The organism is Tardiphaga sp. 709, from assembly GCF_032401055.1.
GTDB lineage: Bacteria > Pseudomonadota > Alphaproteobacteria > Rhizobiales > Xanthobacteraceae > Tardiphaga.
Genome location: NZ_CP135529.1, coordinates 712,207 through 737,182, shown reverse-complemented (window position 1 = coordinate 737,182; position 24,976 = coordinate 712,207). Strand labels below are relative to the sequence as shown.

Below are 24,976 nucleotides of genomic sequence, written 5' to 3'. Positions count from 1 at the left end.
CGTATCCGGGTGCCGATGGCGCGTGATCTGAGGTAACTGATTATTGCGTGTGCAATCATGTAGTTCCCGCGTTGCGGGAGGTTTTCCGATCGCTCGATTGCATTTCGAAATGGTAGTCCGAAATTCATCGGTTGGAGGCCTGCGGTGATGCAGTCGCGGCCCGCAAATTCGGGCGATCTGATCGCCGAGCTTTGGTTGCCGCGTCGGGTGCGGTCGGGTAAACCCTGCGCTTCGCGCTTGATCGCGATCCCGATTCCGCCCTCTGACGTATTTCCAGGATACCCATGCATCGCTACCGGTCTCACACCTGCGGCGCGCTCCGCGACAGCCATATCGACCAGACCGTTCGCCTGTCGGGGTGGTGCCATCGTATCCGCGACCACGGCGGCGTGCTGTTCATCGATTTGCGTGACCATTACGGCTTGACGCAATGCGTCGCCGACCCGGACTCGCCGGCATTCAAGGTCGCTGAGACGCTGCGTTCGGAATGGGTTGTGAAGATCGACGGCAAGGTGCGTCGTCGTCCCGGCGGCACCGAGAATGCCGAACTGCCCACTGGCGATGTCGAGATCTATATCGATGCCATCGAGGTGCTCGGCCCCGCAGCCGAACTGCCGCTGCCGGTGTTTGGTGATCAGGACTATCCGGAAGACATCCGGCTGAAATATCGCTTCCTCGACCTGCGCCGCGAGAAGCTGCACCAGAACATCATGACCCGCGGCGCCATCGTCGACTCGATGCGTAAGCGGATGAAGGAGCAGGGCTTCTTCGAATTCCAGACGCCGATCCTCACCGCGTCGTCGCCGGAAGGCGCACGCGACTTCCTGGTGCCGTCGCGCATCCATCCCGGCAAGTTCTACGCGCTGCCGCAGGCACCGCAGCAGTACAAGCAGCTGCTGATGATGTCGGGCTTCGACCGTTACTTCCAGATCGCGCCATGTTTCCGCGACGAGGATCCGCGCGCCGATCGTCTGCCGGGCGAATTCTACCAGCTCGATCTCGAGATGAGCTTTGTCGAACAGGAAGACGTGTTCGCGGCGGTGCAGCCGGTGATCACCGGCGTGTTCGAGGAGTTCGCCAAGGGCAAGCCGGTCAACAAGGACTGGCCGAAGATTCCTTACGCAGAGTCGCTCCGCAAATACGGCACCGACAAGCCGGATCTGCGCAACCCGATCGAGATGCAGAACACGGCAGAGCACTTCCGCGGCTCCGGCTTCAAGGTGTTCGCGCGCATGCTCGAAGACGACAAGAACCAGGTTTGGGCGATCCCCGGTCCCGGCGGCGGCAGCCGTGCATTTTGCGACCGCATGAATTCCTGGGCGCAGGGCGAAGGCCAGCCGGGCCTCGGCTACATCATGTGGCGCGAGGGCGGTGAGGGTGCAGGCCCGCTCGCCAATAACATCGGACCGGAGCGTACCGAAGCGATCCGTCAGCAACTCGGCCTGAAGGCCGGCGACGCCGCGTTCTTCGTCGCGGGCGATCCCGAGAAATTCTACAAGTTCGCCGGTCTCGCACGCACCAAGGTCGGCGAAGAGCTGAACCTGATCGACAAGGAGCGCTTTGCGCTGGCCTGGATCGTCGATTTCCCGATGTACGAGTACAACGAGGACGACAAAAAGGTCGACTTCTCGCACAACCCGTTCTCGATGCCGCAAGGTGGCATGGATGCGCTGGTCGGGCAGGATCCGCTGACCATCAAGGCGTTCCAGTATGACATCACCTGCAACGGCTATGAGATCGCGTCGGGCGGCATCCGTAATCACAAGCCGGAAGCCATGGTGAAGGCATTTGAGATCGCCGGCTACGGCGAGGAGACGGTGGTCGAGCGCTTCGGCGGCATGTATCGCGCCTTCCAGTATGGCGCGCCGCCCCATGGCGGTATGGCGGCAGGCGTCGATCGTATCGTGATGCTGCTCTGCGGTACGAACAACCTGCGCGAGATCTCGCTCTTCCCGATGAATCAGCGTGCTGAAGATCTGTTGATGGGCGCGCCGTCAGAGGCTTCGCCGAAGCAGTTGCGTGAAGCGCATATCCGTCTCAATCTGCAGGACAAGTAGTCCAGCAAACCAACAAGAAGAAACGCCCTTCTACCTAACTTTTGTTTTATGACGCGCGGGAGCACGCATGTCTTCTTCATCCTCCGACGATCTTTCGCGCGCGGCGCTTGCCTATCACCGCCTTCCCAAGCCGGGTAAGCTCGAAATCCAGGCTACCAAGCCGCTCGCCAACCAGCGCGATCTGGCGCTGGCCTATTCGCCGGGCGTGGCGGCGCCGTGTCTCGCGATTGCTGCCGACCCCAATGAAGCGGCGTCGCTGACCTCGCGCGCCAATCTCGTGGCTGTCGTCTCCAATGGCACGGCCGTGCTTGGTCTCGGCAATATCGGCCCGCTGGCGTCGAAGCCGGTAATGGAAGGCAAGGCGGTTCTGTTCAAGAAATTCGCCGGCATCGACGTGTTCGACATCGAGATCGCAGCCGACACCATCGAGCGAGTGGTTGAGGTCGTCGCGGCGTTGGAGCCGACCTTCGGTGGCATCAACCTTGAAGACATCAAGGGACCGGAGTGTTTCGAGATCGAAACGCAGCTCAAGGAGCGCATGAAGATCCCGGTGTTTCACGACGATCAGCATGGCACCGCCATCATCGTCGGCGCCGCGATCAAGAACGCGCTGCTGCTGAACGGCAAGAACATCAAGAACGTCAAGATCGTCTGCTCCGGCGCTGGCGCTGCGGCGATCGCCTGTCTCAATCTTCTGGTGTCGCTGGGCGCGCAGAAGAAGAACATCTGGGTCTGCGATATCGACGGCGTGGTGCATGAGGGCCGCAACACCCTGATGGATCGCTGGAAGGCGGTCTATGCGCAGAAGACCGATGCGCGCGTGCTCGGCGATGTCATCGCCGGCGCCGATATTTTCTTGGGCGTCTCCGCTCCGGGCGTGCTGAAGCCCGAGATGGTCAAGGCGATGGCCGACAAGCCGCTGGTGATGGCGCTGGCCAATCCGACGCCGGAGATCATGCCGGACGAAGCGCGCAAGGCACGCCCGGATGCGATGATCTGCACCGGCCGGTCGGACTTCCCGAACCAGGTCAACAACGTCCTCTGTTTCCCCTTTATCTTCCGCGGCGCGCTGGATTGTGGTGCCACCGCGATCAACGAGGCGATGAAGATCGCTGCCGTGGATGCCATCGCACAGCTTGCGCAGGATCCGCCGTCCGATGCGGTGACTGCCGGCTTCGAGACCGAAACCCAGGGCTTCGGTCCGGGGTCGCTGATCCCGAGCCCGTTCGATCCGCGCCTGATCCTGCGCATCGCGCCGGCCGTCGCCAAGGCGGCGATGGAATCCGGCGTGGCCTCGCGCCCGATCGCCAATTTCGAGGAATACGCCGCAGGTCTCGAGCGTTTCGCATTCCGCTCCGGTCTGGTGATGAAGCCGGTCTTCGCGAAGGCAAAGACCCAGCCGGTGCGCGTGATCTATGCCGAAGGCGAAGACGAGCGCGTGCTGCGCGCCGTGCAGGTGGTGCTGGAAGAGAAGCTGGCGCGCCCGATCCTCGTTGGCCGTCCGTCGGTCGTCGAAGCCCGCATCAAGCGGTTCGGTCTGGCGATCCAGGCCGGCCAGGATTTCGACCTGATCAATCCCGAGGACGATCCGCGTTATCGCTCTTACGTGCAGTCCTATATCGATGTGGCCGGCCGTCGCGGCGTGACGCCGGATGCGGCGCGCACGGTCGTCCGCACCAATGCGACGGTGATCGCCGCGCTCGCCGTGATCCGCGGCGAGGCGGATGCAATGATCTGCGGCGTCGAAGGCCGCTACATGAGCCATCTGCGCCATGTGCGCGAGATCATCGGCTTCCTGCCGGGCGTCAGCGATTTTGCAGCGCTGTCGCTGATGATCACTAGCAAGGGTGCGCACTTCATCGCTGATACGCAGGTGCGTCCGAGATCCGAGCGCGGAAGAACTCGCGGAAATCGCGGCGCTCGCTGCGAACCACGTGCAGCGCTTCGCCATGAAGCCGAAGATCGCTTTCGTGTCGCATTCTGACTTTGGCAGCTACGATACGGACTCTTCGCGCAAGATGCGCCGCGCCGCAGCATTGCTGCGTGAGAAGCATCCGGAAATCGAGTCCGATGGCGAAATGCAGGGCGACACCGCGCTGTCGGAAGCGGCCCGCAAGATCGTGCTGCCGCATTCGAAGCTCGAAGGCTCGGCGAATGTCCTCATCATGCCGACGCTCGATGCCGCCAATGTCGCCTATCAGATGATCAAGACACTGGCCGATGCGCTCCCGGTCGGCCCGATCTTGATCGGCCCGGCGCGTCCGGCGCATATCCTGACGCCGGGGGTGACAGCGCGTGGTATCCTCAACATGACGGCGGTTGCCGCCGTTGAGGCGCAGGAGCGGGCAGGACGTCCGCAGGCGAGCCTGTTCGGCTGATTTATACTCGGTCATTCCGGGGCGCGAACGACGCCAAAGGCATCGAGGCGCGAACCTCAGCCACTCCAAGTGGAGTGGCGGGGAATCCCGATGTGTTCATCGCTTGGGAAGACGCTGTAAGAAAAAAGTGCTCATCATTTCCAGATTCCGGGTTCATGCCGGGTCGTTGCGCGATCCGACATGCTCCGGAATGACGATGTTCGTTTGAAAAATGTGATGGAATGATCATACTTGTCACGTATTTCGACAAGTATTCATTGCAGTCCAGCGAGGCCGACCAATGCCAGCGTTTATTACTTTCGGGCGCATTCTCTTTGCCGTGATCTTCATCGCGTCCGGCGCATCCAAGTTTCTCGACCTCAGCGCAACAGCAGATGCGATCGCGAACAAGGTTATCCCGACGATCCCTGCGGTCGTGACGCCGTATGCGACGCAGCTCGAAGGGCTGGCGGGCATGGAATTGAAGCAGATCCTCGCAATCGCCGTTGCAACACTGGAACTGGTCGGCGGTATCCTCGTCGCGCTGAACCTGGGTGCGCGCTTCTTCGCTCTGGTGCTGGTCCTGTTCGTGATGGCCGCAACGTTCTACTTTCACGATTTCTGGAACCTGACCGGTCCTGAGGCCAAGAACCAGATGATCCACGCGCTGAAGAACCTGTCGCTGATCGGTGGCCTCTTCATGATCGCCGGTATCGGTCGCAGCGCGCGGCTACCGGGCGGCTACAACGAAGTTTAGTTCTCGTTCAGGACACCCGCCGCCAAGCCGTCACAGTGACTTCATGTGTGGTGTCGAGGATCTGAACCTCGCTCGCCTGCAAGCCGTGACGGGAGAGAATGTCCTGCGGCGATCGTTCGGGGACGCCAGGGAAGCATCCTTCGCCGCCGGGCAGGTGGACATGCGGCGCTTGCGACAGCCAAAACACGTCGATGCGGTCAAAGAACATCTCGAATACGCTGGGGCCGCCGATGATGGCGACGGTGCCGGCATGAACGCCCGCATGCGCGCAAGCGTCTTCAAAAGATGCGCCGGCCGGATTCCACAGCGTGGCTTTGTTGTTTTCGGGATCGGGGCCTATGGCAGCAATGCTACGGCTGACGATGATGCGCTTGCGCTTCGGTGAGTTTGGCTGATCCTCGAACGAATGTTTGCCGTGCACGATCAGATCGGCGCGGTCGAGACCTGCGGTGAAAAAGGCGAGGTCGCCGGGAAATTTGAGCGTATCGGGCATCACACCACTGGCGTCGGCGAGCATGCCGTCCGCCGAGACGATGACGTAGCCGTTGAAACGAAATGCGGGCATCAGGGGCGTCGACGAGTCCTCATTATTCAGAGATCGTCTGGACGACGCTGTTCACAGGACGGCTGCTGACCGTCGGCAGCTTGGCGTCCTTGACGATCGCTTCATCATAGGACGCGATGGTCTGCACGGGCGCCTTGGCACGCATATGCACGACCTTGTAGCCACCAGCCTTGAGTTTGCGCAGCAGGGTCGGCAGCGCTTCGGCGGTGTGCTTCTGGAAGTCGTGCATCAGGATGATACCCTTGCCGAGTTTATCGAGCTTGGTCATCACATTGGTGATGACCTGTTCGGACTTGCGCGTCTTGAAGTCGAACGAGTCGATGTCACAGGAGAAGATCGCCATGTTGCGCGTGCCGAGATAGGTCACGATTTCCGGCGGGTGCTGCAGCGCCGGAGCGCGGAAGAATGGTGCGGGGGCTGAGCCGAGGGCCCACTTCACGGCGCTGAAGCCTTTCTCGATTTCATCGATACGCTGCTGCTGGGTCAGTTTCTTGTTGGTCAGCGCGATATGAGCCCAGGTGTGTCCGCCGATGGTATGGCCGGCTGCAGCGACCTGCTTGAGCACTTCCGGATAATAGGTGGCGTGCTTGCCGATCGGGAAGAACACTGCCTTGACGCATTCATCGGCCAGCGTCTTCAACACGGTCGGCGTTGTGGTCTGCCATGGGCCATCGTCGAAGGTCAGCACCACTTCCTTGTCGCGCAGGAAGTCGAGTTGCTTGAAATGTTCGAAGCCGAAGCCCGGACCACCCGTCGTGTCGATCTCGACCACACGGCTGACGCCGAGCGCATCGGGATTGGCGCAGGTCGATTTGGCAGGAGCCGATGGAGCCGCGGGCGCCGGTGGGGGCGCGGGCGTCGCCGCGGGGGCGGGGGCTGCAACACCGGCTTTGGGCGCCTGCGCCTGCGCGCCTGCTGCCCACAATGAAATAGCGCTCGCAAAAATCAGACCTGCCGCACTGCGCATCACGTCCCCCTTGAACTGCGACCAGCGTCGTCAGCGAGGTGGTCGGGCTGATCCAGATGGTCGTGACCGCAATTCTAGCGCTATTTCAGGCGGTCCCGCTATGGCAACGGACCTTATCCCCAGTCAGTGCCTGGATCGACATTGAACCGCTCAAGCCGCGGTCAGGGCGCGTCCGACGGCGGTCTTGATGCGTGTGTCGGTCGGTTCGAATTCGGAGGCAAAGGAGTCGGTGAGGTAGCCATCGCGTCCGACCAGATATTTGTGAAAATTCCAACGCGGCAGGTCGCGCGGGCGGGCTTCTGCCGCCCATTTGTAGAACGGGTGTGCGTTCGGTCCCTTCACGACGGTCTTGGCGGCCATCGGGAAGCCAATGCCGAAATGTCCCTCGGCAATGTCGGCGATCTCCTTGGCCCCGCCCGGCTCCTGTCCGCCGAAGTCATTGGAGGGCACGCCGATAATCATCAAGCCGCGCTCGCGGAACTCGGTCCATAGCGTCTGAAGCCCAGCATATTGCGGGGTGAAGCCACACTGCGATGCGGTATTGACCACCATGATCGGCCGGCCGGCATAGTCGGCAAGCTTGATGTCGCCGCCCTTGAGACCGGGAAACGAAAAACCGTAGGCGGTGATGCGGCTCACGGCGCCTTGCGCCGAGGCGTGACGCGCGACCGCCACAGTACTTGCCGCGCCCAATACCGTTGTCACTATCTGCCTGCGATTGATCATCGCCATTCGTCGTAGCCCAGCCTGTTTCGCGAGCAGAGTAGCGTCATCTCCGAGATGACGCACTCAACAAGCTGTTACAGGGCCGGAGTGAACGAGGCTAGCGCAGCGGCACCACGAATTCGGTGCCTTGGCCGGTTTCGCCGCCGGCGGCAATGCCCTGATCGGACACCACGATGGAGCCGCCGCTCGCGAGCGCTTCGGTGATCTGGGCCATGGCATCCGCCGGGATGCTCAGGCGGTCGAGCGCTTCTGCGGCACTGTTTGGCAGCGGCCGGGTTTTCACTTCAACCGCACCGGTGGACTTGCGGCGACGCGAAACATTGTCGTCCTCGTCGGCGCGACGCGGGACGGCAGGCAGCGAGACTGCGGTCCAATGAAATGCCTTGGCATCATCCTTGTCGGTGCGGGCGGTAAAGATGTGAGTGCCGAGTGGGCGATCGCTGGGCTTGATGGCGATCGGCGTCTCGAACAGCGGCGCGAAATTCTGCCGCACATAGAGCTTGCCGTCCTTGCCGCTGACCAGTACGGCAATCTGGCCGGACCGCTTTGGCGTCGCATCGGCGGCAGGCGCCGCAGGCATCTCGGCCTTGGCTGAATCGGCGGGGCGCGTTTCGTCCTTCTTGACGTCGGGCACAGGGGCGGCGACCGGTGCGACATCAGCTTTTGCGATTTCCGCCTTCGGGGCTTCCGTCTTGGCAGGCTCAGGCTTGGCTAGGGCTTCCGCGACGGTCTCTGCCGATTTGACCTCGGGTGTCGGCAGTTCGACGACTTTGGCAATGGCGGCGTCGAGATCGCGGCGCGTCATGATCTCGGGCTCGGTGGCTTTGACGGCGGTTTCGACCTTTGCAGGTGTGGCGTCCGACATCACCGTCGCAGGAGCCGGTTTTGTCATCGCATTGCTGGCATCGGCGGTCTGGGTTTTGTCCTGAGTCTTGGTGCGGTCGGCGGCGGATGGCCTCAGACCAAGGTCTTGGGGCTTCGCATCTGCCGACGCCTTATCAGCCTTGGGCGACGCCTGGACGTCTTGAGGCGCCGCTGCCGCAACCGGACCCGGCGCGATTTTCTGAGCGGCGAGCAGAGGATGCGAGATTTCCGCCGGGGAGATTTCGCCGGGCGCGATGATCACGCGGGCGCCCATGCGGGTCCAGCCCCAGATTTTGGTTGCAAAGGCCATCGGCATGCGGATGCAGCCGTGGGAGGCCGGATAGCCTGGCAGCGCGCCGGCATGCAAAGCAATGCCCGACCAGGTGATGCGCTGCATGTAAGGCATCGGCGCGCCGCTATAGATGTTGGAGCGGTGCCATTTATTCTTCTGGATGATGCTGAATACGCCCATGGGCGTCGAATGGCCGCGCATGCCGGTGGAGACCGGCGTTTCCGCGAACAGCCCGTTGGCGTCGAACACCCGCAGTGACTGTCGCTCGATCGAGATGGCGATCACCAGCGGGCCGACGGGCTTGGCGTGTTCCTTGACTTGTTTCTCAAGTTTGGCGCCGAGGCGCTTCAGCTTTTTCTGGCGCTGCTGCGGTTGCGGCGCCGGCGGTTCGATCTCCCGCATGATCATTGGGTTTTCGTCGGTCCAGAACACCGCCGCATCGGCAGGCGCCGCCACGGTCATGCCGGCCATGGCGACCAGCGCGATCCGCAGGAGGCTGCCGGAAAAAATCGTGCTGTTCAGAAAACGGCTTTTGTCCCTTGGTTCACGCGACAATTGAAATGCACCCACGTCCAATATCCTCGAATCCATCTGAAAACATTAGTCTCGCAGGCGCGAGATGGGTTCACCAGCATGAGTGATCTGGCTACCGCTGAGTCGGGATCAGCCTAGCAAAAAAGCCTCACATTGAATTAACAGAGGGGCATCCTGGCTTCCGAATCCGGTTGGAATGCCTACATATTCTGGATCGGTCACGGAGAGTTGCATGACGTTTAATGGATCTGGCGGGCTCACCAAGATGCTGCGGCGCGGCGTCCTGGCGCTTTCGGCATTCGCGGCGTTGGCGATGGTCCCGGCACACGCTGCGGACGAGCCGGATCTGATTTTCCGGCGCTCCACCGTGTTCAAATGGCTCAGCCCGAACGACAAGCTGGCGACCTATGGCGTCGATGACCCTGAAGTCGAGGGCGTGGCCTGTCACTTCACGGTGCCTGAAAAAGGTGGCTTCAAGGGCTGGCTCGGTCTGGCCGAAGAAGTCTCGGACATCTCGCTCGCGTGCCGGCAGATCGGCCCCATCACGTTAAGGCCAAGAGCGATCAGGGCGAGGATATGTTCCGGCAGCGCCGCAGCCTTTTCTTCAAGAAAATGCAAATCGTCCGCGGCTGCGACGCCAAGCGAAACGTGCTGGTTTACATGGTCTATTCGGACCGGATCATCGAGGGGTCGCCGAAGAACTCGACGTCATCAGTTCCGATCATGCCCTGGGGGCAGTCAGACGTTGCCGTCCAGAAATGCGGCGACTTCATCAAATAAGCGATCTATCGGCCGCTAGAACTTAGCCGTGCTTCGCTATTCAGCGGAGTGGGAGGCGACGCGTTTCGTGCGCAAGCGGTCCCATGACGGCTGCGGATCACGATAGCCTACGAGCTGGACCAGCTGCTGCGGATAGCACTCGTTGCCGTGCGAGCCGTAGCCCTGCTGCGACATGGCGCCTTGGCATTTGGCGCGCGAGTGTACCGTGGAGATCAGTGGCCGTCCGGGGGCGCTGATCGGGGTATCCTTGCCAACGTCGTTGTTGCCGGTTCCCACGACTGCATTCCTTCTCTTCGAGGTGAACAGAAACGCGCAGTCGCCTGAAAAGGTTGCATACGCTCTCCTGAAGTCGCTTTAGCCGCGTTTCGGTTCAGTTTTGTTAAGGGCGTGCGACAGCCGGACGAACTTTCGAGACATCCTTTCCAAGGCGTTCTTTCTAAGCCGTTCGCAGATTTGCCGCCCGGATTGTGTCGTCGGCATGGGCGCCACGAAACAATTCGACGGGGGGACGAAACCATTTTCCTCTTGGGCCGCAGACGTGCCGAAACCCGCATTGGCTATCCATTTGCCAACGACGCGGCGGGCTGCGCTGCCGAACTGGAGACGTCAGATGCGCACTATCAGCTTCATCCTCGCTTTCGCCTTCATCCTGGCCGGCCCGTCGATGGCTGGTTCCACCGATGGTAACCTAGCCGGTATCGGTACGTTCGCCTTTACCGGTTCGCCGGTGATCAGCGCTGCTGCGCCGATGGTTGTGGCCTACGCACGCTGATTTCGATCGCGGGCGGACAACCTGAGAAACAACAAGAAAAGTTTTGAAATGACCCGACCACGTGTTCTGACCGCCATTATCGTAGCTGCCACCCTTGCAAGTTCCATCACGGGAAGTGCAGCGCAGGCGCAGATCTGGTCGTGGCGGAAGTTGCCGGACCAGCGTGGGGAGTTCGTTCGTTTGTGCTCGCCGCATATGGTCGGGCGCTGGGCGCATCCGGAAGAAGTGTGCGGCTGCCTGCATGACCACGCCGTGGCAACGGTGGAAGACGCAGATTTGCGCGAGGCACTGCTGCGGGGCATTAGCGAGCGCGGCGTGCCTACCATCGAGAAGGACTGGATCCCGGCATCGAAGCAGTCGATGATCAGCGCGACCTTCACGCAGATCGCGAAGCCGACCCTGCAATGCATGTATGATCCGGCGCCGCTGGATTGAACCACTCAGTTAGTTCGCGTGATCTTTTTGCGCTGCGTCGTCGCGCCAAAATGATAGCGGATTTCTGTCTTTCCCTCTCGTCATCCCGTTACTGCCGATGATAGCGTTTTGCTACACCACCGTTAGGTGGGTGGATTCGCTACTAATTGAATTGGTGGGAACCGAGGGATTTTTATGCGATTTGTTTCGATCGGCTTGACGTGTGTCTCGATATTTCTGACCGGCGCGGCGTTAGCTGCAGATGCCAGCACCCAGGAAGCCAACAAGAAAGCCGTCGTTGAATTCTATGAGAAGGGCCTCAACCAAAAGGACTTCGAGGCGGCATCCAAATATTTCGGTCCGCGTTATGTTCAGCACAATCCCAACGCGGCTGATGGTGTCGAGGGCTTCAAAGGTTTTATCGGTTTCCTGCGGGAGAAATTCCCGGACTCGCATAGCGAGATCAAGCAGGTCTTCGCCGACGGCGATTATGTGATCCTGCATGTCCATGCCGTGCGCGAAAAGGGCACGCGCGGCAGTGCGATCATCGACATCTTCAAGCTCGAGAACGGCAAGATCGTCGAGCATTGGGACGCCGTTCAGCCGATCCCGGAAAAATCCGCCAACAGCAATGGCATGTTCTGATGGATACACCCCGACCTCATCGTGACGACCGATTGAAGGGCAAGGTGGCCATCATCACCGGCGCGGGTTCCCGCGGCGATGGCATCGGCAACGGACGTGCCGCGGCGGTGCTGCTTGCACGGCATGGGGCGCGTGTCGCTCTGGTCGATACCGACGTAGACGCTGCCGAAGAAACAGCGCGATTGATCGCTGGGGAGGGCGGCATCACGCAGATCTATGACGGCGATGTCAGTGATCGCGCGTCATGCGAGGCGATCGTCGAACGCACTGTCGAAGGCTTCGGCCGGCTGGACATTCTCGTCAACAATGTCGGCCTCACGGGGCCGCGCGGCGACGCCATCGAGGTCGACGATCGCGCCTGGGACAGTGCCATGCGCATCAACGTTGCCTCAATGATGCTGATGGCGAAGTATGCGATTCCGGAAATGATGAAATCCGGCGGCGGCTCGATCATCAACCTGACGTCAATCGCCGGCCTGCGTGGTGGCCATCCGAGCTTGTTGTATCCAACGTCGAAATCGGCGGTGATCGGCCTCACCAGAGCGATGGCGGCGCATCACGGTCGCGACGGCATTCGCGTCAACTGCATCGCTCCCGGCACGGTTTATACGCCGATGGTGGCGTCGCGTGGCATGAGCGACGAGATGCGCAAGGCGCGCGCAGCGGGCACACTGCTGGGCACCGAAGGGACCGGCTGGGATATCGGGTATGGTGTTCTGTTTCTTGCCAGCGACGAGGCGCGCTGGATCACGGGGATTACGCTAGCGATCGATGGCGGTGCGAGTGTGGGCCAGACCGGTTCACCGGTGCCGCCAAGCGAGCCACTGCGGCATTGATGAGCATGTCTTGGACTAGCGCGTCTTGGTGCCCGCGCGGGGAACGCATTTACGAACACGCGTCACACCGGACGTGCTCAGCGTCGTGCCGGACACTTCCTTGATCTGGCCGGTGGGGCAAGAGCCGTCATCGACCAGAATGCGCTGGCCGAGGCGGACATCAACGATGTCCTGTTCGCGACTGACCTGATCGATCGCCAGCGCCGGCGTTGCCAACGCAAGCGAAGCCAGAATTCCTGATAGCCAGATTGCCGAGCGCATTGTGCGACCTTTGTTACTTGTTCTGAATCTTGAGGCCGTCGGGGCCGACATTGATCTGCAGCCCGCTGGGTTCTTTCTTGGTCTGGTAGAGATTGTAGCCGAGCACGCCGATGCCGACGATCAGCGCGCCGATGATCAGATAGAGCACGTTGCGATTGCCGGACATGAGGTCTCCGTTGGGGGGCAGATCTGCCTGCCGGGCATTCTGTCTGCTTGGATTGTAGGGATGCGCATCCGATTCTAGAAGCGCAGTGGTCGCCGACATTGAGTGCCAGCCTGCCTTAAGTTTTAGCCCCCCGCGCGTGTTCCACGCGTCTTTGCCGCAGGCTTGCGGTGCGCGCGCAAACTCGCGGCTGAGGCTTTCGCCAGTCTTTCCGCCGATGTGACAAGCTCACGAATGGGATGGCCGGCGAAGCCGAGCACGAAGCCCGGGGCAGGGCGGGCGCGCAGATAAGTGTCAGCCAGCAACCAGCCCTCGACGCCGGCTGCGGCCTTGGCCTCTGCGGCGATCTCAAGCGATGTCGCGGGTGAACTTTGCCACCAGATGCAGGCCCTGTGACGGCACCGGAACCGTCAGTTGCCCGTCCGACGCATCCGTCAACGTCGCCGCCAGAGCGTCGCGCGCTTCGCGATAGATGTTCCGCATCTTGCGCAGGTTGGCTGCGAAGGCGCCGGAGTTCAACATGTCGGCGACGGCGCCTTCCATCAATGTGCCGGGAAAGCGGTCCATCGCCGCGCGCGCTGTCGTGACCGGGCCAATCAGGCGTTCGGGCAGGGCGCAGTAGCCGATGCGCAGACCGGGAAACAGAGTCTTGGCAAACGTGCCCATATAGATCACGCGTTGCAGGTGATCGATCCCGGCGAGCGACAGCAACGGCGCGCCGTCATAGCGAAACTCGCTGTCGTAATCGTCTTCGAATATCCATGCGCCGGCGTCCTTCGCCCAGTCGAGCAATTCAAGACGCCGCGGCATCGCCATTTGCACGCCGAGTGGAAATTGATGCGAGGGCGTGACATAGGCCGCGCGCGCAGATGGCGCCGTGGCACGCCCCCTGGCGACGATCAGGCCGAAGTCATCGACCGGCACCGACACCGGCCGGGCGCCGCAATGTTCGATCGATTTTCGTGCGGCGGGGTAACCGGGGTCCTCGCACCAGATCTGTTCGCCTGGCTTGAGAATGGCTGACAGCACGATGCGCAGCCCGTGCTGTGTGCCCGATGTCAGCATGATCTGATCGGGATCGCAGCGCAGCCCGCGCGCTGACAGAAGATGATTGGCGATGGCGGTGCGTAGTTCATGACTGCCGCGGGGATCGCCGTAGTGCAGATGCTCGGCGCCGAAAGCGCGCAGGCGGCGGCCGGCGAAAGCGCGAAAACGGCGCAGCGCCTGTTCGTCGATATCGGTACAGCCGAGAGCGAGCGTGCCCCGCTGCGGCGCGTCGATGGCGATGGCCTTGGCTGGCTTGCTGTTGGTCCGCGTCGGAATCCGCGCGGCGACGAAGGTGCCGGAGCCGACGTGTGCGACGGCAAAGCCATCGGCGATTAGACGCTCATAGGCATTGGTGACGGCATTGCGTTGAAAACCGGTTTGCTTCGCAAGGATACGCGATGGCGGCAGAGCTTCGCCGGGCTTGGCGACGCCGCCGGTGATGGCATGACACAGCGCCTGATAGAGCCGATCCTGCGAGGACGATCCTTCGGTGATATGCGCGCCCGTGAGATCGAGCGGCAGCTCGGGCTTCGAAATTGGCTTCGCCGAATTGGTCGGAATTTTTCGCATGGAATTGGCACTATCGCAGACCAAATGTGGCGGTACAACACATTCGAACGCTTCCAATTGACGGGGAATTGCCGTGACCACAGCCGAACTGAAGACCGATGAACCGACGAACGCAGACATCGCGTCATATCCGCTCACGGCGCGCAATCGCGTGAAGCGACGCCATGACCGCGGCTTCTATGACCACGAGACCGTGCATAAAATTCTGGACGCATCGATGATGTGCCATGTGTCCTACGTGATCGACGGGCAGCCCTATTGCACGCCGACCTTCTTCTGGCGCGAAGGCACGAAACTGTACTGGCACGGCAGTAGCGCGAGCCGCATGCTGAAGAACCAGACCGCGCAGCAACGCGTCTGTCTCACGGTGGCCTTTCTCGACAGCCTCGTGCTGGCACGTTGCGGCTTCAATCATTCGGCGGACTATCGTGCGGTGATGGCATTCGGAAACGCCTATCTCGTCACCGATCCCCACGAGAAGGAACAGGCCGGCATCGCGATGGTTGATCGTTTCTTTCCGGATCGTACGGCCAGTCTGCGCGAGACCACGGCACAGGAGATGAAGGCGACGTCCTTTATCGCCATGGAGATCGAGGACGCCTCGGCAAAAATTCGCGCCAAGGGCGTGGCTGACGATGACGAGGATTACGAACTGCCGATCTATGCCGAGCGCATTCCGGTGAGGACGGTGATCGGTGCGCCGGAACCGTGTCCGCGGCTCTTGCCCGGTGTCGAACGACCGGCCTCCTTGCAAGCATATTCGGAAGGGCGGCTGCTCGAAGATGCGCTGACAGATGCCTATTTTCTGCAGTACCCGGAGAGGTAAGGGCGAGCATCTCAGGATGACGGCGTCGGTGCTCGTGCCGGTTACGGCCACAGCGCCGCGACGATCGCGTCGAGTCCGTCCGTCAACGCTGCTGGTCCTGGCTGCAGGATCAGCGGCGATTTGATCTCATAGATGCGATTGTCGCGCACCGCAGGAATCGCGTTCCAGCCCGGTCGCTGCCGGATTTTATCGGGCACGACCTTCTTGCCGCACCAGGAGGCGAGGATCACATCGGGTGCCACTGCAATCACATCGTCCGGCGTGACGATGCGATCCTTCGCTGCCTTCTGATGTCGAAGCTGCGGAAAAGCTTCTTCGCCGCCGGCGATCTCGATCAGTTCGGACACCCACCCGATCCCGGTAATCAGCGGATCATCCCATTCCTCGAAATAGACGCGTGGCTTCGTCTGCCGCAAGTCTGCCGCAGCTTTGACGCTGGAAAGTCGCAGCTCCAGCTGCGTTGCGAGCTGATTTGCGCGCTCACCTGCGCCGACCATGGCGCCGAGCGTGCGGATCATCGCCAGAATGCCGGCGATGTCGCGCTGGTTGAATACATGAACGGCGATGCCGGCGCGCGTCAGGTCTGCGGCGATTTCAGCCTGCAGATCGGAGAAGCACAGCACCAGGTCAGGATCGAGTGCGAGGATCTTCGGTACATCGGCCGAGATGAATGCGGACACCCGCGGCTTTTCGCGCCGCACCTGCGGCGGCCGCACCGCATAGCCGGAGACGCCGACGATGCGGTCCTGTTCGCCGAGCAGATACAGCGTCTCCACGGTCTCTTCTGTAAGGCAGACGATCCGGCGTGGCGGGAAGTGGCGCATGACGTCGATATGCCTGTTAACAAAGAGCTTGTCACGGCATGGTGTTGTGTCGTGAAATTTCATCAAGCCCGCACGACGATGGGCGAGACAGGTTGCAGGGAGACGATGCCAGCATGACGCCACTCGACAAGATCCTCAGCCTCGCGATGCCGTTCTCCGTATCGATGGGCGTGACCTTCACCGACGCCGACCTGGAGCGCGTCGTTGCCACGATGCTGGTGCGCGAGGATCTGTGCACACTCGGCCATACGATCCATGGCGGCGCGGTGATGGCGCTCGCCGATGCGGTTGGTGCGGCGGCGACGGTCATCAATCTGCCGGAGGGCGCCAAGGGAACGACGACCATTGAGAGCAAGACCAATTTCACAGGTGGCGCAAAAGCCGGAAGCACCGTCCGCGCGATCGCAACGCCGGTTCATCGAGGCCGCAGAACGCAGGTGTGGCAGACCCGAATCGAGACCGCGGAGGGCAAGCTGGTGGGCGTCGTGACGCAGACCCAGCTGGTGCTGTAGAGCGGCGCGTTGCGCCTTAAGATTTTGTTAATGCTGGATAATTGCATGGCTCACCTGCGGTGGGCGCTGGCAGGTGCGGCATCTGAGCCCTTGTATTTCATGGTGCGGCGCACAATATGGGGTGTCTAGGGATCGACGCTGTCCTCGAGGGCAACTTGAGGATTTTGACCATGTTAGACGCCGCTACCACCATCGCCATTTCGACCCGGGCTCCGGCCCGCGGACATGTGCGTGTCCTTGCAGCCCGCGAGCTGCCGCTGTTCCGCGAACATCTCTTGAGACTGGATCGCGAAAGCCGCCGTGATCGTTTCAACGGTTCGCTCGACGACGAATGGGTCGCACGTTACGCCGAGAAGTCCGTCAATACCGGCACCGTCATTCTCGTTTACTTCGAGGATGGCATCGTGCGCGGCGCCGCTGAACTGCATCAGGCCGATCTGTCGACGGACTCGCTGCCCGAGATTGCCTTCAGCGTTGAAGCCATCGTGCGCCGCAAGGGCGTCGGCAGCATCCTGTTCACCAAGTTGATCGCGAAGGCGCAGTCGATGGGCTATACGAAGCTGCGCATCACCACCGGCGCGCAGAACGATGCGATGCGTGCGCTGGCCAACAAGTTCGGTGCGCACCTGTCATTCCGCCATGGCGAATCCACGGGAACGATAGACCTGCGCGATCCCATGGGCGCAGGCGTCGCGCCGCAGCCTAAGACCTCGGCGCTCGATGTGGCGCGCGCGGTGGCCGACTATAACCGGGCTTATTGGGGTCTGTGGTTGAAGCTTGCCGGCTGGGGCAAATCGTCCTGAGCCAGGAACTATCGCGACAAATGAAAAAGGCCTCGTGGTGGACGAGGCCTTTTTTGCGTCTGCGGGGAGGGCTGTGAGCGCCCTCAAAATCAGATGCGCTTGTCGTTACCGAATTTGCGTGTCACGCGACGTTCCACGACCACCGAACGCTGAGCGCCTTGCTCACCTGCGATGACGCGGGTCACGCGCAGCGTGCCGGTCGAGCGATTGGCTTTCTTCACTTCGGCCTGCACGGCATCGAACGGCATGCCCATCAGCGATGCGGCGATCTCAGCCTGCTGATCGAGATCCTCGGTGATACCCATCGCGGCGAAGATGGCTTCTTCCAGGGTCGGGGGATCGCGCCGTACGCGCCGCGTTCCGTATTTCGTGTTCCAGTCTTCGCTCATCGCTCGCCTCAGTGTTGATTTGCGATACCTAAGGGAGCGGTTGTTGCATTGCAATATGGAATTACCGCGACAAAGCAGCCATGCAAACTTGTTCCCGGAAAACGAGAAAGAGTTTGGTCAGTAGCTTTACGACAAAGCGGACGGCGGGGCGGTATCCCGCTGAGGCTGCGGCCAGCGTTTCAGCGCCGCGTGCCCGGCATCGGTGAGTGCGTAGGTGCCGCGCGCAGGACTTTCGAACCAGCCATAGACATTGCGATGCAGGATCTTTTGCGCATCCGGATAATCCGGCGTGAGTTCGCGCACCTTGCGCGGACCGACGGCGAGTATCGCTGCGCAGGCCAGCGCCTGCTGGCGATAGGCCGTCATGATCGGCGCGCGCGTGCTGCCACCCAGCGCGGGATCGCCCTGGCGCTTCTTGTGTTCGGTGATCAGGCGTGAACGTTTCTTCGGGTTGCGCCGCGGCGCGACTGTGGCCGGTGCAACGAGAACCTCGACGCCGCCGGCTTCGGTAATTCCCAGCATGCCGAAACCGAGTCTGCGGCACAGGTTGCGGTAGCGCGCATCGCTTTCACGTCCCTTGCCGCGGATCGACAGCTTGGCGGCGACCCAGACTTCGTCGCAGGCTCCGGCGCGGTCCACGGCCTGCAGGATTAGTTCGAGATTGAAGCTGAGCTTGAGCTCGCCGATCACCACGATCGGCGGATCATCGCCATTCAGCGCCACGAGATCGCAGCCTGATATCTCGCCTTTGACTGTAAAGCCAAGGCCTTCGAGGAAGCGTTTTACCGGGAGGTAGAGCGAGGTTTCCAAAAATCGAACGTCCTAGTCGAGGTCCATGAGACGATCCGCCGCTGCAACCGCGACTCACCGGTCGAGTTTATCCGGGTTGGCCCGCGGCGACACCCGAGGCGCCTTAATCCCTTGTGCGATCGGAGACCCGCGGTGAAGACCCTTCTGGAAATGTCGGACAGCTTTCGTCTGTTGCCGCATCTGATCGCCATGTCGATCGCCTATGTTCTGGCGCTGCCCATCGGCTGGAATCGCGAGCGCGCCGAGCGCAGCGCCGGGCTGCGGACCTTTCCGCTGGTGGCGCTTGCCACCTGCGGCATCGTTCAGGCCACTGAGGGGTTTCTGAACGGTCATCCCGAAGGCACGGCGCGCATCATCGAAGGTCTGATGACCGGCATGGGATTTATCGGCGGCGGCGCCATTTTGAAAGACAACGGCTCGGTGCGTGGTACCGCCACTGCAGCCAGTCTGTGGGCAACCGGCGCAACTGGTGCTGCCGTGGGCCTCGGCGCCTATGACGTGGCGGTGGTCATCTCGCTGTTCACCTTCCTGACACTGTGGCTCCTGGTGCCCTTCAAGCAGGAGGGGCCAAAGACCGAAGAGGGCACGACGACGCCTCACAGCGAAATATGAGCCACAAAATACCGGTGCTGGCGCAATTCTGTGAGGGTTAACCTCAATTCGCCCGAATTCGCTGGCACATGGCAGCAATGATTGGCCTTTTGCTGCGAAGCAGCGTAAAGCTCCGTCGATCCCGATACGCACCGGACTCCTGGACCCGACGTGACCGCCAACTGAAGGGCGGCAGATTCGTTTCCGTTTGGTCCCAAGTATTGATCCCGTGGATCTCAATGAGTCCGACCGCGACGCGGTCCGCTGCAACCAAGGTTTACATCTGTGTCATTTCTTTCGACTGGTCCGTCGCTCGCCCGCGCGTTGGCTGAGCGCAACTACAATGAATCCACCCCCGTCCAGGCCGCCGTCCTCGCTGACGATGCTGTCGGTCGCGATCTTCTCGTGTCGGCGCAGACTGGCTCCGGCAAGACCGTCGCTTATGGTCTGGCGATCGCCGAAAATCTGCTCGAAGGCGCGGAGAAGCTGCCGAAGGCTGGATCGCCGCTGGCGCTGATCGTCGCGCCGACGCGCGAGCTTGCGCTGCAGGTGCATGGCGAACTGACCTGGCTCTATCAATATGCGGGCGCGCGTGTCGTTTCCTGCGTCGGTGGCATGGATCCGCGCAAGGAGCAGCGCGAACTGGCCGCAGGCGCGCATATCGTCGTCGGTACGCCCGGACGTCTATGCGACCATCTGCGTCGCAACCGTCTCGACGTCTCCGAACTGAAGGCCGTGGTACTCGATGAAGCCGACGAAATGCTCGACATGGGCTTTCGCGAGGACATGGAGTTCATTCTCAAGACCACGCCGGCATCCCGCCGTACGCTGCTGTTCTCGGCAACGCTGCCGCGCGGCATCGCCAATCTGGCCAAGCAGTATCAGCAGCAGGCGTTCCGCGTCGAAGTCGCCGGCACCGAAGGCGGCCACTCCGATATCGAATATCGCGCGATCCGGATTTCGCCGAACGACGTCGAACATGCGGTCGTCAACGTGCTGCGCTATTTTGAATCGCCGAGCAGCATCGTGTTCTGCAACACGCGTAATGCGGTGAACCACCTGCAGACCGTCCTGCTGGAGCGCGGCTTCTCGGTTGTCGCTCTCTCGGGCGAGCTGTCCCAGAACGAGCGCACCCATGCGCTGCAGGCGCTGCGTGACGGTCGCGCACGCGTTTGCGTCGCCACCGACGTGGCTGCGCGCGGTATCGATCTTCCGAGATCTCGGCCTCGTCATTCACTCCGATCTGCCGAACGATCCCGAAGTGATGCAGCATCGCTCGGGTCGTACTGGCCGTGCCGGCCGCAAGGGCGTCAGCGTTCTGCTGGTGCCGCCGTCGCGCCGTCGCCGTGCCGAGATGCTGCTCAATCTCGCCGGCACCGATGCCGTCTGGGGATCGGCACCGACCGTCGAGGAAATCCGCGTGCTCGATCAGCAGCGCATGCTGCAGGACACGTTGTTCACTGAAGAGTCTACCGAGGACGATCTGACGCTGGCGCGTGCGATGCTCGCCGAGCGTTCGGCCGAGGAGATCGCAGCGGCGCTGGCTCGGCTGTATCGCTCGCGTCTGCCGTCGCCTGAAGATGTGCAGGATCCCGGCACGTTCCGCGGTCGCGAGGATCGCCCAGGCAGCCGTCGCCGGGACGAAGAAGGCGCGCCGGTCCGCAAGACCCCGAAAAAGAGCGAACCGATGGGTGAGGGTGCCAAGTGGTTCCGCGTCGCCATCGGCCGGCAGAAGAATGCCGAAGCGCGTTGGTTGCTGCCGATGATCTGCCGTCGCGGCGGCATCGAGAAGGCCGATATCGGCGCTATCAAGATCTATGACGGTAATTCGGAATTCGAGATTTCGGCAGCCGCGGCGGAGAAGTTCGCGACCATGATCAAGCGTCCGGACAAGGAAGACAATATCCACATCGAGCCGCTAGCTAACGGTCCGGAAGGCGCGGTCGCATCGAGCCGTACGGCGCCGGAAGATCGCGACTATTCCAATAAGCGCCCGCGCAAGCCCAGCTTCAGATCCGACGGCGACCGTCCGGACTTCAAGGACAAGGGTGCCTATAAGGAGAAGTCCTGGAAGGACAAGCCGAAGAGCGACAAGCCTTATCAGGGCGACAAGCCGCGCTACGAGGGCAAACCGCGTTTCGACGACAAGCCGAAGTATGAAGGCAAGCCCAAATACGATCCGGTGCGCGCCGACAAGCCGGCCTACAGCAAGCCTCGCGGTGAAGACACGCGTTACGAAGGCAAGCCGAAATTCGACAAGAAGCCCCGCAGCGACAAGGCGCCTTACGTCGCCAAGGCCAAGCGCGATGGCGGTGCGCCAGCTGCCAAGCCGGCTTTCGGCAAGAAGAAAAAGGTCTGGGGCAACGCCGGGTAGTCTGGGCTCCGACCTCATGGTGAGGAGCGCGCTACTTTAGCGCGCGTCTCGAACCATGAGTTGGTGATATGCAATCATCCTTCGAGACGCGGCCAAGCGGCCGCTCCTCAGGATGAGGGCGGAGCGTGGGACAAATAGTGGCTAAACCCGTCCGCTTACCGGCAGCAGCGCGCCGGTCACCGCACTCGCCGCATCGCTGGCCAAAAACAGGATCACGCTGGCGAGTTCGTCCGGCGTGACCCATTTCGAAAAATCCGCATTGGCCATGTCGCGTCGGTTTGCCGGTGTATCAATGGTCGAAGGCAATACGGCATTGACCGTAACCTTGCCCTTCAGCTCGGCGGCGAGCGTTTCCGTCAGCCGATGCACGCCAGCCTTCGAGGCGGCGTAAGGTCCCATGCCGGCGCCGGCCTGTAGCGCACCCATCGCACCGATATTGATGATCCGTCCGGCCTTCGACGCCGTCAGATGCGGGATTGCCGCGCGCGAGGCATTGAGGGCGGTGAGCAGGTTGAGCCGATGCATGGTCTCCCAGCTCTTGTTGCTGCCGTCAGCGACATTCTCGAAGGCGAACGCGCCTGCGATGTTGATCAGCACATCGATCTTGCCGAATTGTTTGACCACCGCAGCGATGGCGGCGTCGGCTTGCGCGGCATCGGAGAGGTCGACGCCGCCGATCTGTAACCGATCTGGCGTTGAGGCCGGCGTCCTGGCGGAATGGTCGATGGCGGCAATGGTTGCACCGCTCGCAACGGCGCGTTCGAGCACGACCTGACCCAGCGCGCCGGACGCTCCGGTGATGACAACGATCTTTCCGTCCATGGGAGACTCCTGTTACGCGCGATGATCCTGCCCGGAATTGGCCTTGGGTAATAGCCACAGATAGATCGCGCCGGCGGCGAGCGCCATGCCGGCCATCAGGCCGGTCATCACCAGCGCCGGATGCCCGAACGGTTCGAACACCGCGATCATGGCGCTGGCGAAGGCGCCCATGACCATCTGCATACATCGCATCACGCCGGCTGCCGCGCCTGCCACATGCGGCAGGTTCTGCAAGGCTTCGTGATTGGTGCTCGGTGCGAGCAGGCCAAAGGAAAAGATCGTGAGCGCCATCAGCGGCATTAACGACAGCGTCGTGACGGCGCTTGCTGGCACCAGAGCGACTGCTGCAACGGCGCTGGCGATCATCATCAGCAGACCGGCCATGATGATCTTGCGTGAGGCCACATGGCGGCGGCCCAGGCTCCCGCTGATCAGCGAGGCAACCAGCACGCCGCAGGAGGTCAGCCCGAACAGCAGCGCAAACATCGTTGTGGAGAGGCCGAGGCTGCCGATCAATACCGACGGTGCGCCCGAGATGAAGGCGAACATGCAGGCAAAGGCGAAGGCGTAGAGCAGGGAGAAGCCGACGAAGATGCGATCGGACAGCACCATGCGGTAGCTCTCGATCAGTTGCTTAGGGTTGAGCGAGCGGCGTTTCTCGACCGGCTGGGATTCCTCGAGGCTGATGGCGCCGACGATCAACAGGATCAGGCCGACGGCGGCCTGCGCGGCATAGATGGTGCGCCAGTCGCTAACGGTCATCACCCAGCCGCCCAGTACCGGCGCGATCATCGGAGCGATGCCGAGTACCGCGGCGATCTGCGACAGCTTGTGGCGCGCGGTGCCGTGTTCGAACAGGTCGCGCACGATGGCGAAGGGCAGGATGGCACAGGCGCCTGCAGCGAGACCTTGCAGCAATCGAAACGCGAGCAGCACGGTGAAGGATGGCGCGAGCGCGCAGGCGCCGGCCGCGATCGAGAATAGCAGCAGTCCATCCAGCAAGGTCGCGCGTCGGCCGAAGCGGTCTGCGAGGGGCCCGCAGATCAGCGGCGAGATCGCAAAGCCCGCCAGAAACAGGCTGAGTGTCAGCGGCCCGCGTCCCGCGGCATCAGCGAAACTCGCCTCGATCGCGGGGAGGCCCGGCAATCCCATGTCGATCGACAGCGGTGGCAATGAAACTGTCGCGCCTGAGGGCCAAAATCGATTCCTTGAATATGCGAGAACGAGCTGATGCGGTCGCGGCGCTATTCTGCCGGACTGATTTGCGCCGGCAAGATCCGGCGGTCAATGAAGCTGCTCAGCGTGAGCCCAAGCCCGGCCATCGCGACGAGCGCCGCGAGCAGCGGAAGCTGCGCATAATGCATACCGGCATTCAACGCCACGCCGCCGATCCATGCGCCGGTGGCGTTGCCGAGATTGAACGCGCCCTGGTTCAGGGTCGAGGCGAGGTTCGGCGCGTCCGTGGCCGCATCGACCACCCAGATCTGCAGCGGCGAGACCAGCGCAAAGGCGATACCGCCCCACAGGATCAGCAGCACGAGCGTCGGGAGCGCCATGTGCACCACAAGCGCAAGCGCGCCGAGCACAATGACGAGACAGATGAATGCGCCAATGATGGTCGAGAGCAGGTTGCGGTCGGCGAGGCGACCGCCGATCAGATTGCCGATGGTGAGGCCGACGCCGATTGCCAGCAGTGCCCCGGTGACGCCATGCGGCGTGAGGCCGGTGACCTCTTCGAGCAGCGGCGTGATGTAAGTGAACAGGCTGAACATGCTGACTGAAGCCATGGTCGAGATCAGCATCGGCAGCAGCACCGGCCAGCGGCCCAAGGCGCGAAACTCTTTCGCCAGTCCGCCGCGCGCGCCCGGCATGCCCGATGGAACGAAACGCGTGATTGCGAGGAACGCGACGATACCGATCACCACGACCGCCCAGAACGCAACGCGCCAACCGGCGGCCTGTCCCAGCGCGGTGCCGAATGGCACGCCCAGCACATTGGCGAGTGTGAGTCCCGCAAACATCAGCGATACGGCCTGGGTGCGCTGCTCACGCGGCACCAGATTGCTGGCAACAACGGCGCCAATTCCGAAGAACGCGCCATGGGCAAACGCAGTGACCACACGTGCGGTCATCAGCAGCCAGTAATCCGGCGCAAGGGCGCAGCCGATATTGCCGATCGTGAACAGTGCCATCAGCGCGAGCAGCGCCGTTTTGCGGGGAATGCCCGCGGTGGCCATCGCCACGATAGGCGCTCCTATCACGACGCCCAATGCATAACCCGACACGAGATAGCCGGCTTGCGGGATGGTCACCGACAGGCTGCGCGCGACGTCGGGCAGCAGGCCCATGATGACGAACTCGGTCGTGCCGATGCCGAAAGATGCCGCAGCCAATGCGAGAATAGGAAGGGATAGTCGG

Annotated in this window: 23 protein-coding genes and 4 pseudogenes; 13 read left to right on the top strand and 14 right to left on the bottom strand. The window is 62.0% G+C overall.

The window, feature by feature from the left end:
- Positions 1-284 precede the first annotated feature (284 nt).
- The 3 genes and pseudogenes from aspS (at position 285) to RSO67_RS03900 (ending at position 5,171) form a co-directional block, all read left to right on the top strand.
- Positions 285-2,057 (top strand): aspartate--tRNA ligase, encoded by a 1,773-nt coding sequence (gene aspS / locus RSO67_RS03910; protein ID WP_149532421.1) that lies wholly within the window; start codon positions 285-287, stop codon positions 2,055-2,057.
- Positions 2,058-2,124: 67 nt separating this feature from the next.
- Positions 2,125-4,435 (top strand): annotated as a pseudogene (locus RSO67_RS03905) (NADP-dependent malic enzyme).
- Between the two features lie 280 nt (positions 4,436-4,715).
- Entirely contained in the window at positions 4,716-5,171 is a 456-nt protein-coding gene (locus RSO67_RS03900) for a DoxX family protein (RefSeq protein WP_089263975.1), read from the top strand.
- A gap of 7 nt (positions 5,172-5,178) precedes the next feature.
- On the opposite strand, the gene RSO67_RS03895 is transcribed toward RSO67_RS03900, so the two are convergent.
- From RSO67_RS03895 to RSO67_RS03880, 4 genes are all read right to left on the bottom strand, one after another.
- Positions 5,179-5,736 carry a dihydrofolate reductase family protein gene (locus tag RSO67_RS03895; protein WP_315842444.1) on the bottom strand — a complete coding sequence of 186 codons (558 nt, stop codon included), beginning with the start codon at positions 5,734-5,736 and terminating at the stop codon, positions 5,179-5,181.
- A gap of 22 nt (positions 5,737-5,758) precedes the next feature.
- On the bottom strand, positions 5,759-6,703 hold the full coding sequence (locus tag RSO67_RS03890; protein ID WP_315842443.1) for a polysaccharide deacetylase family protein: 945 nt from the start codon (positions 6,701-6,703) through the stop codon (positions 5,759-5,761).
- A 150-nt stretch (positions 6,704-6,853) separates the two neighbouring features.
- On the bottom strand, positions 6,854-7,429 hold the full coding sequence (locus RSO67_RS03885) for a glutathione peroxidase (RefSeq protein ID WP_315844162.1): 576 nt from the start codon (positions 7,427-7,429) through the stop codon (positions 6,854-6,856).
- Between the two features lie 97 nt (positions 7,430-7,526).
- The gene (locus RSO67_RS03880) at positions 7,527-9,155 is read right to left on the bottom strand and encodes a L,D-transpeptidase (protein WP_315842442.1); all 1,629 of its coding nucleotides are present in this window, start codon (positions 9,153-9,155) and stop codon (positions 7,527-7,529) included.
- 160 nt (positions 9,156-9,315) lie between these two features.
- Here RSO67_RS03880 and RSO67_RS03875 point away from each other — a divergent pair.
- Positions 9,316-9,899, top strand: a pseudogene (locus tag RSO67_RS03875) (CreA family protein).
- 36 nt (positions 9,900-9,935) lie between these two features.
- On the opposite strand, the gene RSO67_RS03870 reads toward RSO67_RS03875, so the two are convergent.
- On the bottom strand, positions 9,936-10,175 hold the full coding sequence (locus RSO67_RS03870) for a hypothetical protein (RefSeq protein WP_315842441.1): 240 nt from the start codon (positions 10,173-10,175) through the stop codon (positions 9,936-9,938).
- A 334-nt stretch (positions 10,176-10,509) separates the two neighbouring features.
- Here RSO67_RS03870 and RSO67_RS03865 point away from each other — a divergent pair, with 334 nt between their 5' ends.
- The 4 genes from RSO67_RS03865 (at position 10,510) to RSO67_RS03850 (ending at position 12,566) form a co-directional block, all read left to right on the top strand.
- Positions 10,510-10,671: a hypothetical protein gene (locus RSO67_RS03865; RefSeq protein ID WP_315842440.1), complete on the top strand. Its 162-nt coding sequence runs from the start codon at positions 10,510-10,512 to the stop codon at positions 10,669-10,671.
- Positions 10,672-10,719: 48 nt separating this feature from the next.
- A complete protein-coding gene (locus tag RSO67_RS03860; protein WP_315842439.1) occupies positions 10,720-11,106 on the top strand; it encodes a hypothetical protein in 387 nt (128 codons plus the stop codon).
- 174 nt (positions 11,107-11,280) lie between these two features.
- The gene (locus RSO67_RS03855; RefSeq protein WP_315842438.1) at positions 11,281-11,730 is read left to right on the top strand and encodes an ester cyclase; all 450 of its coding nucleotides are present in this window, start codon (positions 11,281-11,283) and stop codon (positions 11,728-11,730) included.
- A complete protein-coding gene (locus RSO67_RS03850) occupies positions 11,730-12,566 on the top strand; it encodes an SDR family oxidoreductase (protein WP_315842437.1) in 837 nt (278 codons plus the stop codon). The genes RSO67_RS03855 and RSO67_RS03850 overlap by 1 nt, the downstream gene beginning before the upstream one ends.
- 15 nt (positions 12,567-12,581) lie before the next feature.
- On the opposite strand, the gene RSO67_RS03845 is transcribed toward RSO67_RS03850, so the two are convergent.
- The 3 genes and pseudogenes from RSO67_RS03845 to RSO67_RS03835 all read right to left on the bottom strand — a co-directional run bounded on the left by RSO67_RS03845 (position 12,582) and on the right by RSO67_RS03835 (position 14,607).
- On the bottom strand, positions 12,582-12,827 hold the full coding sequence (locus RSO67_RS03845; protein ID WP_315842436.1) for a DUF6719 family protein: 246 nt from the start codon (positions 12,825-12,827) through the stop codon (positions 12,582-12,584).
- A 13-nt stretch (positions 12,828-12,840) separates the two neighbouring features.
- Positions 12,841-12,993, bottom strand: a complete 153-nt coding sequence (locus RSO67_RS03840; RefSeq protein WP_165826841.1) for a hypothetical protein — start codon at positions 12,991-12,993, stop codon at positions 12,841-12,843.
- A gap of 122 nt (positions 12,994-13,115) precedes the next feature.
- Positions 13,116-14,607 (bottom strand): annotated as a pseudogene (locus RSO67_RS03835) (PLP-dependent aminotransferase family protein).
- Positions 14,608-14,725: 118 nt separating this feature from the next.
- Here RSO67_RS03835 and RSO67_RS03830 point away from each other — a divergent pair.
- Positions 14,726-15,433, top strand: a complete 708-nt coding sequence (locus RSO67_RS03830) for a pyridoxamine 5'-phosphate oxidase family protein (protein ID WP_315844161.1) — start codon at positions 14,726-14,728, stop codon at positions 15,431-15,433.
- A 41-nt stretch (positions 15,434-15,474) separates the two neighbouring features.
- On the opposite strand, the gene RSO67_RS03825 is transcribed toward RSO67_RS03830, so the two are convergent.
- Positions 15,475-16,257: a cobalamin-binding protein gene (locus RSO67_RS03825; protein WP_315842435.1), complete on the bottom strand. Its 783-nt coding sequence runs from the start codon at positions 16,255-16,257 to the stop codon at positions 15,475-15,477.
- Positions 16,258-16,370: 113 nt separating this feature from the next.
- Between RSO67_RS03825 and RSO67_RS03820 the strand changes: the two genes are divergently transcribed.
- Together RSO67_RS03820 and RSO67_RS03815 are read left to right on the top strand one after the other, a co-directional pair.
- Positions 16,371-16,769 (top strand): PaaI family thioesterase, encoded by a 399-nt coding sequence (locus tag RSO67_RS03820; protein WP_315842434.1) that lies wholly within the window; start codon positions 16,371-16,373, stop codon positions 16,767-16,769.
- 170 nt (positions 16,770-16,939) lie between these two features.
- A complete protein-coding gene (locus tag RSO67_RS03815; protein WP_315842433.1) occupies positions 16,940-17,572 on the top strand; it encodes a GNAT family N-acetyltransferase in 633 nt (210 codons plus the stop codon).
- Positions 17,573-17,661: 89 nt separating this feature from the next.
- On the opposite strand, the gene RSO67_RS03810 is transcribed toward RSO67_RS03815, so the two are convergent.
- Both RSO67_RS03810 and RSO67_RS03805 read right to left on the bottom strand, forming a co-directional pair.
- Positions 17,662-17,961 carry a hypothetical protein gene (locus RSO67_RS03810; protein ID WP_089263988.1) on the bottom strand — a complete coding sequence of 100 codons (300 nt, stop codon included), beginning with the start codon at positions 17,959-17,961 and terminating at the stop codon, positions 17,662-17,664.
- 126 nt (positions 17,962-18,087) lie between these two features.
- Entirely contained in the window at positions 18,088-18,771 is a 684-nt protein-coding gene (locus RSO67_RS03805; RefSeq protein WP_315842432.1) for a DUF2161 domain-containing phosphodiesterase, read from the bottom strand.
- A 132-nt stretch (positions 18,772-18,903) separates the two neighbouring features.
- Here RSO67_RS03805 and RSO67_RS03800 point away from each other — a divergent pair, with 132 nt between their 5' ends.
- A complete protein-coding gene (locus tag RSO67_RS03800) occupies positions 18,904-19,383 on the top strand; it encodes an MgtC/SapB family protein (protein ID WP_315842431.1) in 480 nt (159 codons plus the stop codon).
- A 264-nt stretch (positions 19,384-19,647) separates the two neighbouring features.
- Positions 19,648-21,736: pseudogene (locus tag RSO67_RS03795) on the top strand (DEAD/DEAH box helicase).
- Between the two features lie 141 nt (positions 21,737-21,877).
- Here RSO67_RS03795 and fabG read toward each other — a convergent pair.
- From fabG to RSO67_RS03780, 3 genes are all read right to left on the bottom strand, one after another.
- The gene (fabG, locus tag RSO67_RS03790) at positions 21,878-22,558 is read right to left on the bottom strand and encodes a 3-oxoacyl-ACP reductase FabG (RefSeq protein ID WP_315842430.1); all 681 of its coding nucleotides are present in this window, start codon (positions 22,556-22,558) and stop codon (positions 21,878-21,880) included.
- Between the two features lie 12 nt (positions 22,559-22,570).
- Positions 22,571-23,731, bottom strand: coding sequence for a multidrug effflux MFS transporter (locus RSO67_RS03785; protein ID WP_315842429.1), 1,161 nt, complete (start codon positions 23,729-23,731; stop codon positions 22,571-22,573).
- A 71-nt stretch (positions 23,732-23,802) separates the two neighbouring features.
- Positions 23,803-24,906: an MFS transporter gene (locus RSO67_RS03780; RefSeq protein ID WP_315844160.1), complete on the bottom strand. Its 1,104-nt coding sequence runs from the start codon at positions 24,904-24,906 to the stop codon at positions 23,803-23,805.
- Between the last annotated feature and the right edge of the window lie 70 nt (positions 24,907-24,976).

What these genes read in the sequence shown, in the direction of transcription:
- RSO67_RS03815 (WP_315842433.1), top strand. Translation starts at nt 16,940, where the DNA reads ATGTTAGACGCCGCTACCACCATCGCCATTTCGACCCGGGCTCCGGCC.
- RSO67_RS03895 (WP_315842444.1), bottom strand. Translation starts at nt 5,736, where the DNA reads ATGCCCGCATTTCGTTTCAACGGCTACGTCATCGTCTCGGCGGACGGC.
- RSO67_RS03840 (WP_165826841.1), bottom strand. Translation starts at nt 12,993, where the DNA reads ATGTCCGGCAATCGCAACGTGCTCTATCTGATCATCGGCGCGCTGATC.
- RSO67_RS03850 (WP_315842437.1), top strand. Translation starts at nt 11,730, where the DNA reads ATGGATACACCCCGACCTCATCGTGACGACCGATTGAAGGGCAAGGTG.
- RSO67_RS03890 (WP_315842443.1), bottom strand. Translation starts at nt 6,703, where the DNA reads ATGCGCAGTGCGGCAGGTCTGATTTTTGCGAGCGCTATTTCATTGTGG.
- RSO67_RS03885 (WP_315844162.1), bottom strand. Translation starts at nt 7,429, where the DNA reads ATGATCAATCGCAGGCAGATAGTGACAACGGTATTGGGCGCGGCAAGT.
- RSO67_RS03865 (WP_315842440.1), top strand. Translation starts at nt 10,510, where the DNA reads ATGCGCACTATCAGCTTCATCCTCGCTTTCGCCTTCATCCTGGCCGGC.
- RSO67_RS03855 (WP_315842438.1), top strand. Translation starts at nt 11,281, where the DNA reads ATGCGATTTGTTTCGATCGGCTTGACGTGTGTCTCGATATTTCTGACC.
- RSO67_RS03780 (WP_315844160.1), bottom strand. Translation starts at nt 24,906, where the DNA reads ATGGGCCTGCTGCCCGACGTCGCGCGCAGCCTGTCGGTGACCATCCCG.
- RSO67_RS03860 (WP_315842439.1), top strand. Translation starts at nt 10,720, where the DNA reads ATGACCCGACCACGTGTTCTGACCGCCATTATCGTAGCTGCCACCCTT.
- RSO67_RS03820 (WP_315842434.1), top strand. Translation starts at nt 16,371, where the DNA reads ATGACGCCACTCGACAAGATCCTCAGCCTCGCGATGCCGTTCTCCGTA.
- aspS (WP_149532421.1), top strand. Translation starts at nt 285, where the DNA reads ATGCATCGCTACCGGTCTCACACCTGCGGCGCGCTCCGCGACAGCCAT.
- fabG (WP_315842430.1), bottom strand. Translation starts at nt 22,558, where the DNA reads ATGGACGGAAAGATCGTTGTCATCACCGGAGCGTCCGGCGCGCTGGGT.
- RSO67_RS03810 (WP_089263988.1), bottom strand. Translation starts at nt 17,961, where the DNA reads ATGAGCGAAGACTGGAACACGAAATACGGAACGCGGCGCGTACGGCGC.
- RSO67_RS03845 (WP_315842436.1), bottom strand. Translation starts at nt 12,827, where the DNA reads ATGCGCTCGGCAATCTGGCTATCAGGAATTCTGGCTTCGCTTGCGTTG.
- RSO67_RS03900 (WP_089263975.1), top strand. Translation starts at nt 4,716, where the DNA reads ATGCCAGCGTTTATTACTTTCGGGCGCATTCTCTTTGCCGTGATCTTC.
- RSO67_RS03825 (WP_315842435.1), bottom strand. Translation starts at nt 16,257, where the DNA reads ATGCGCCACTTCCCGCCACGCCGGATCGTCTGCCTTACAGAAGAGACC.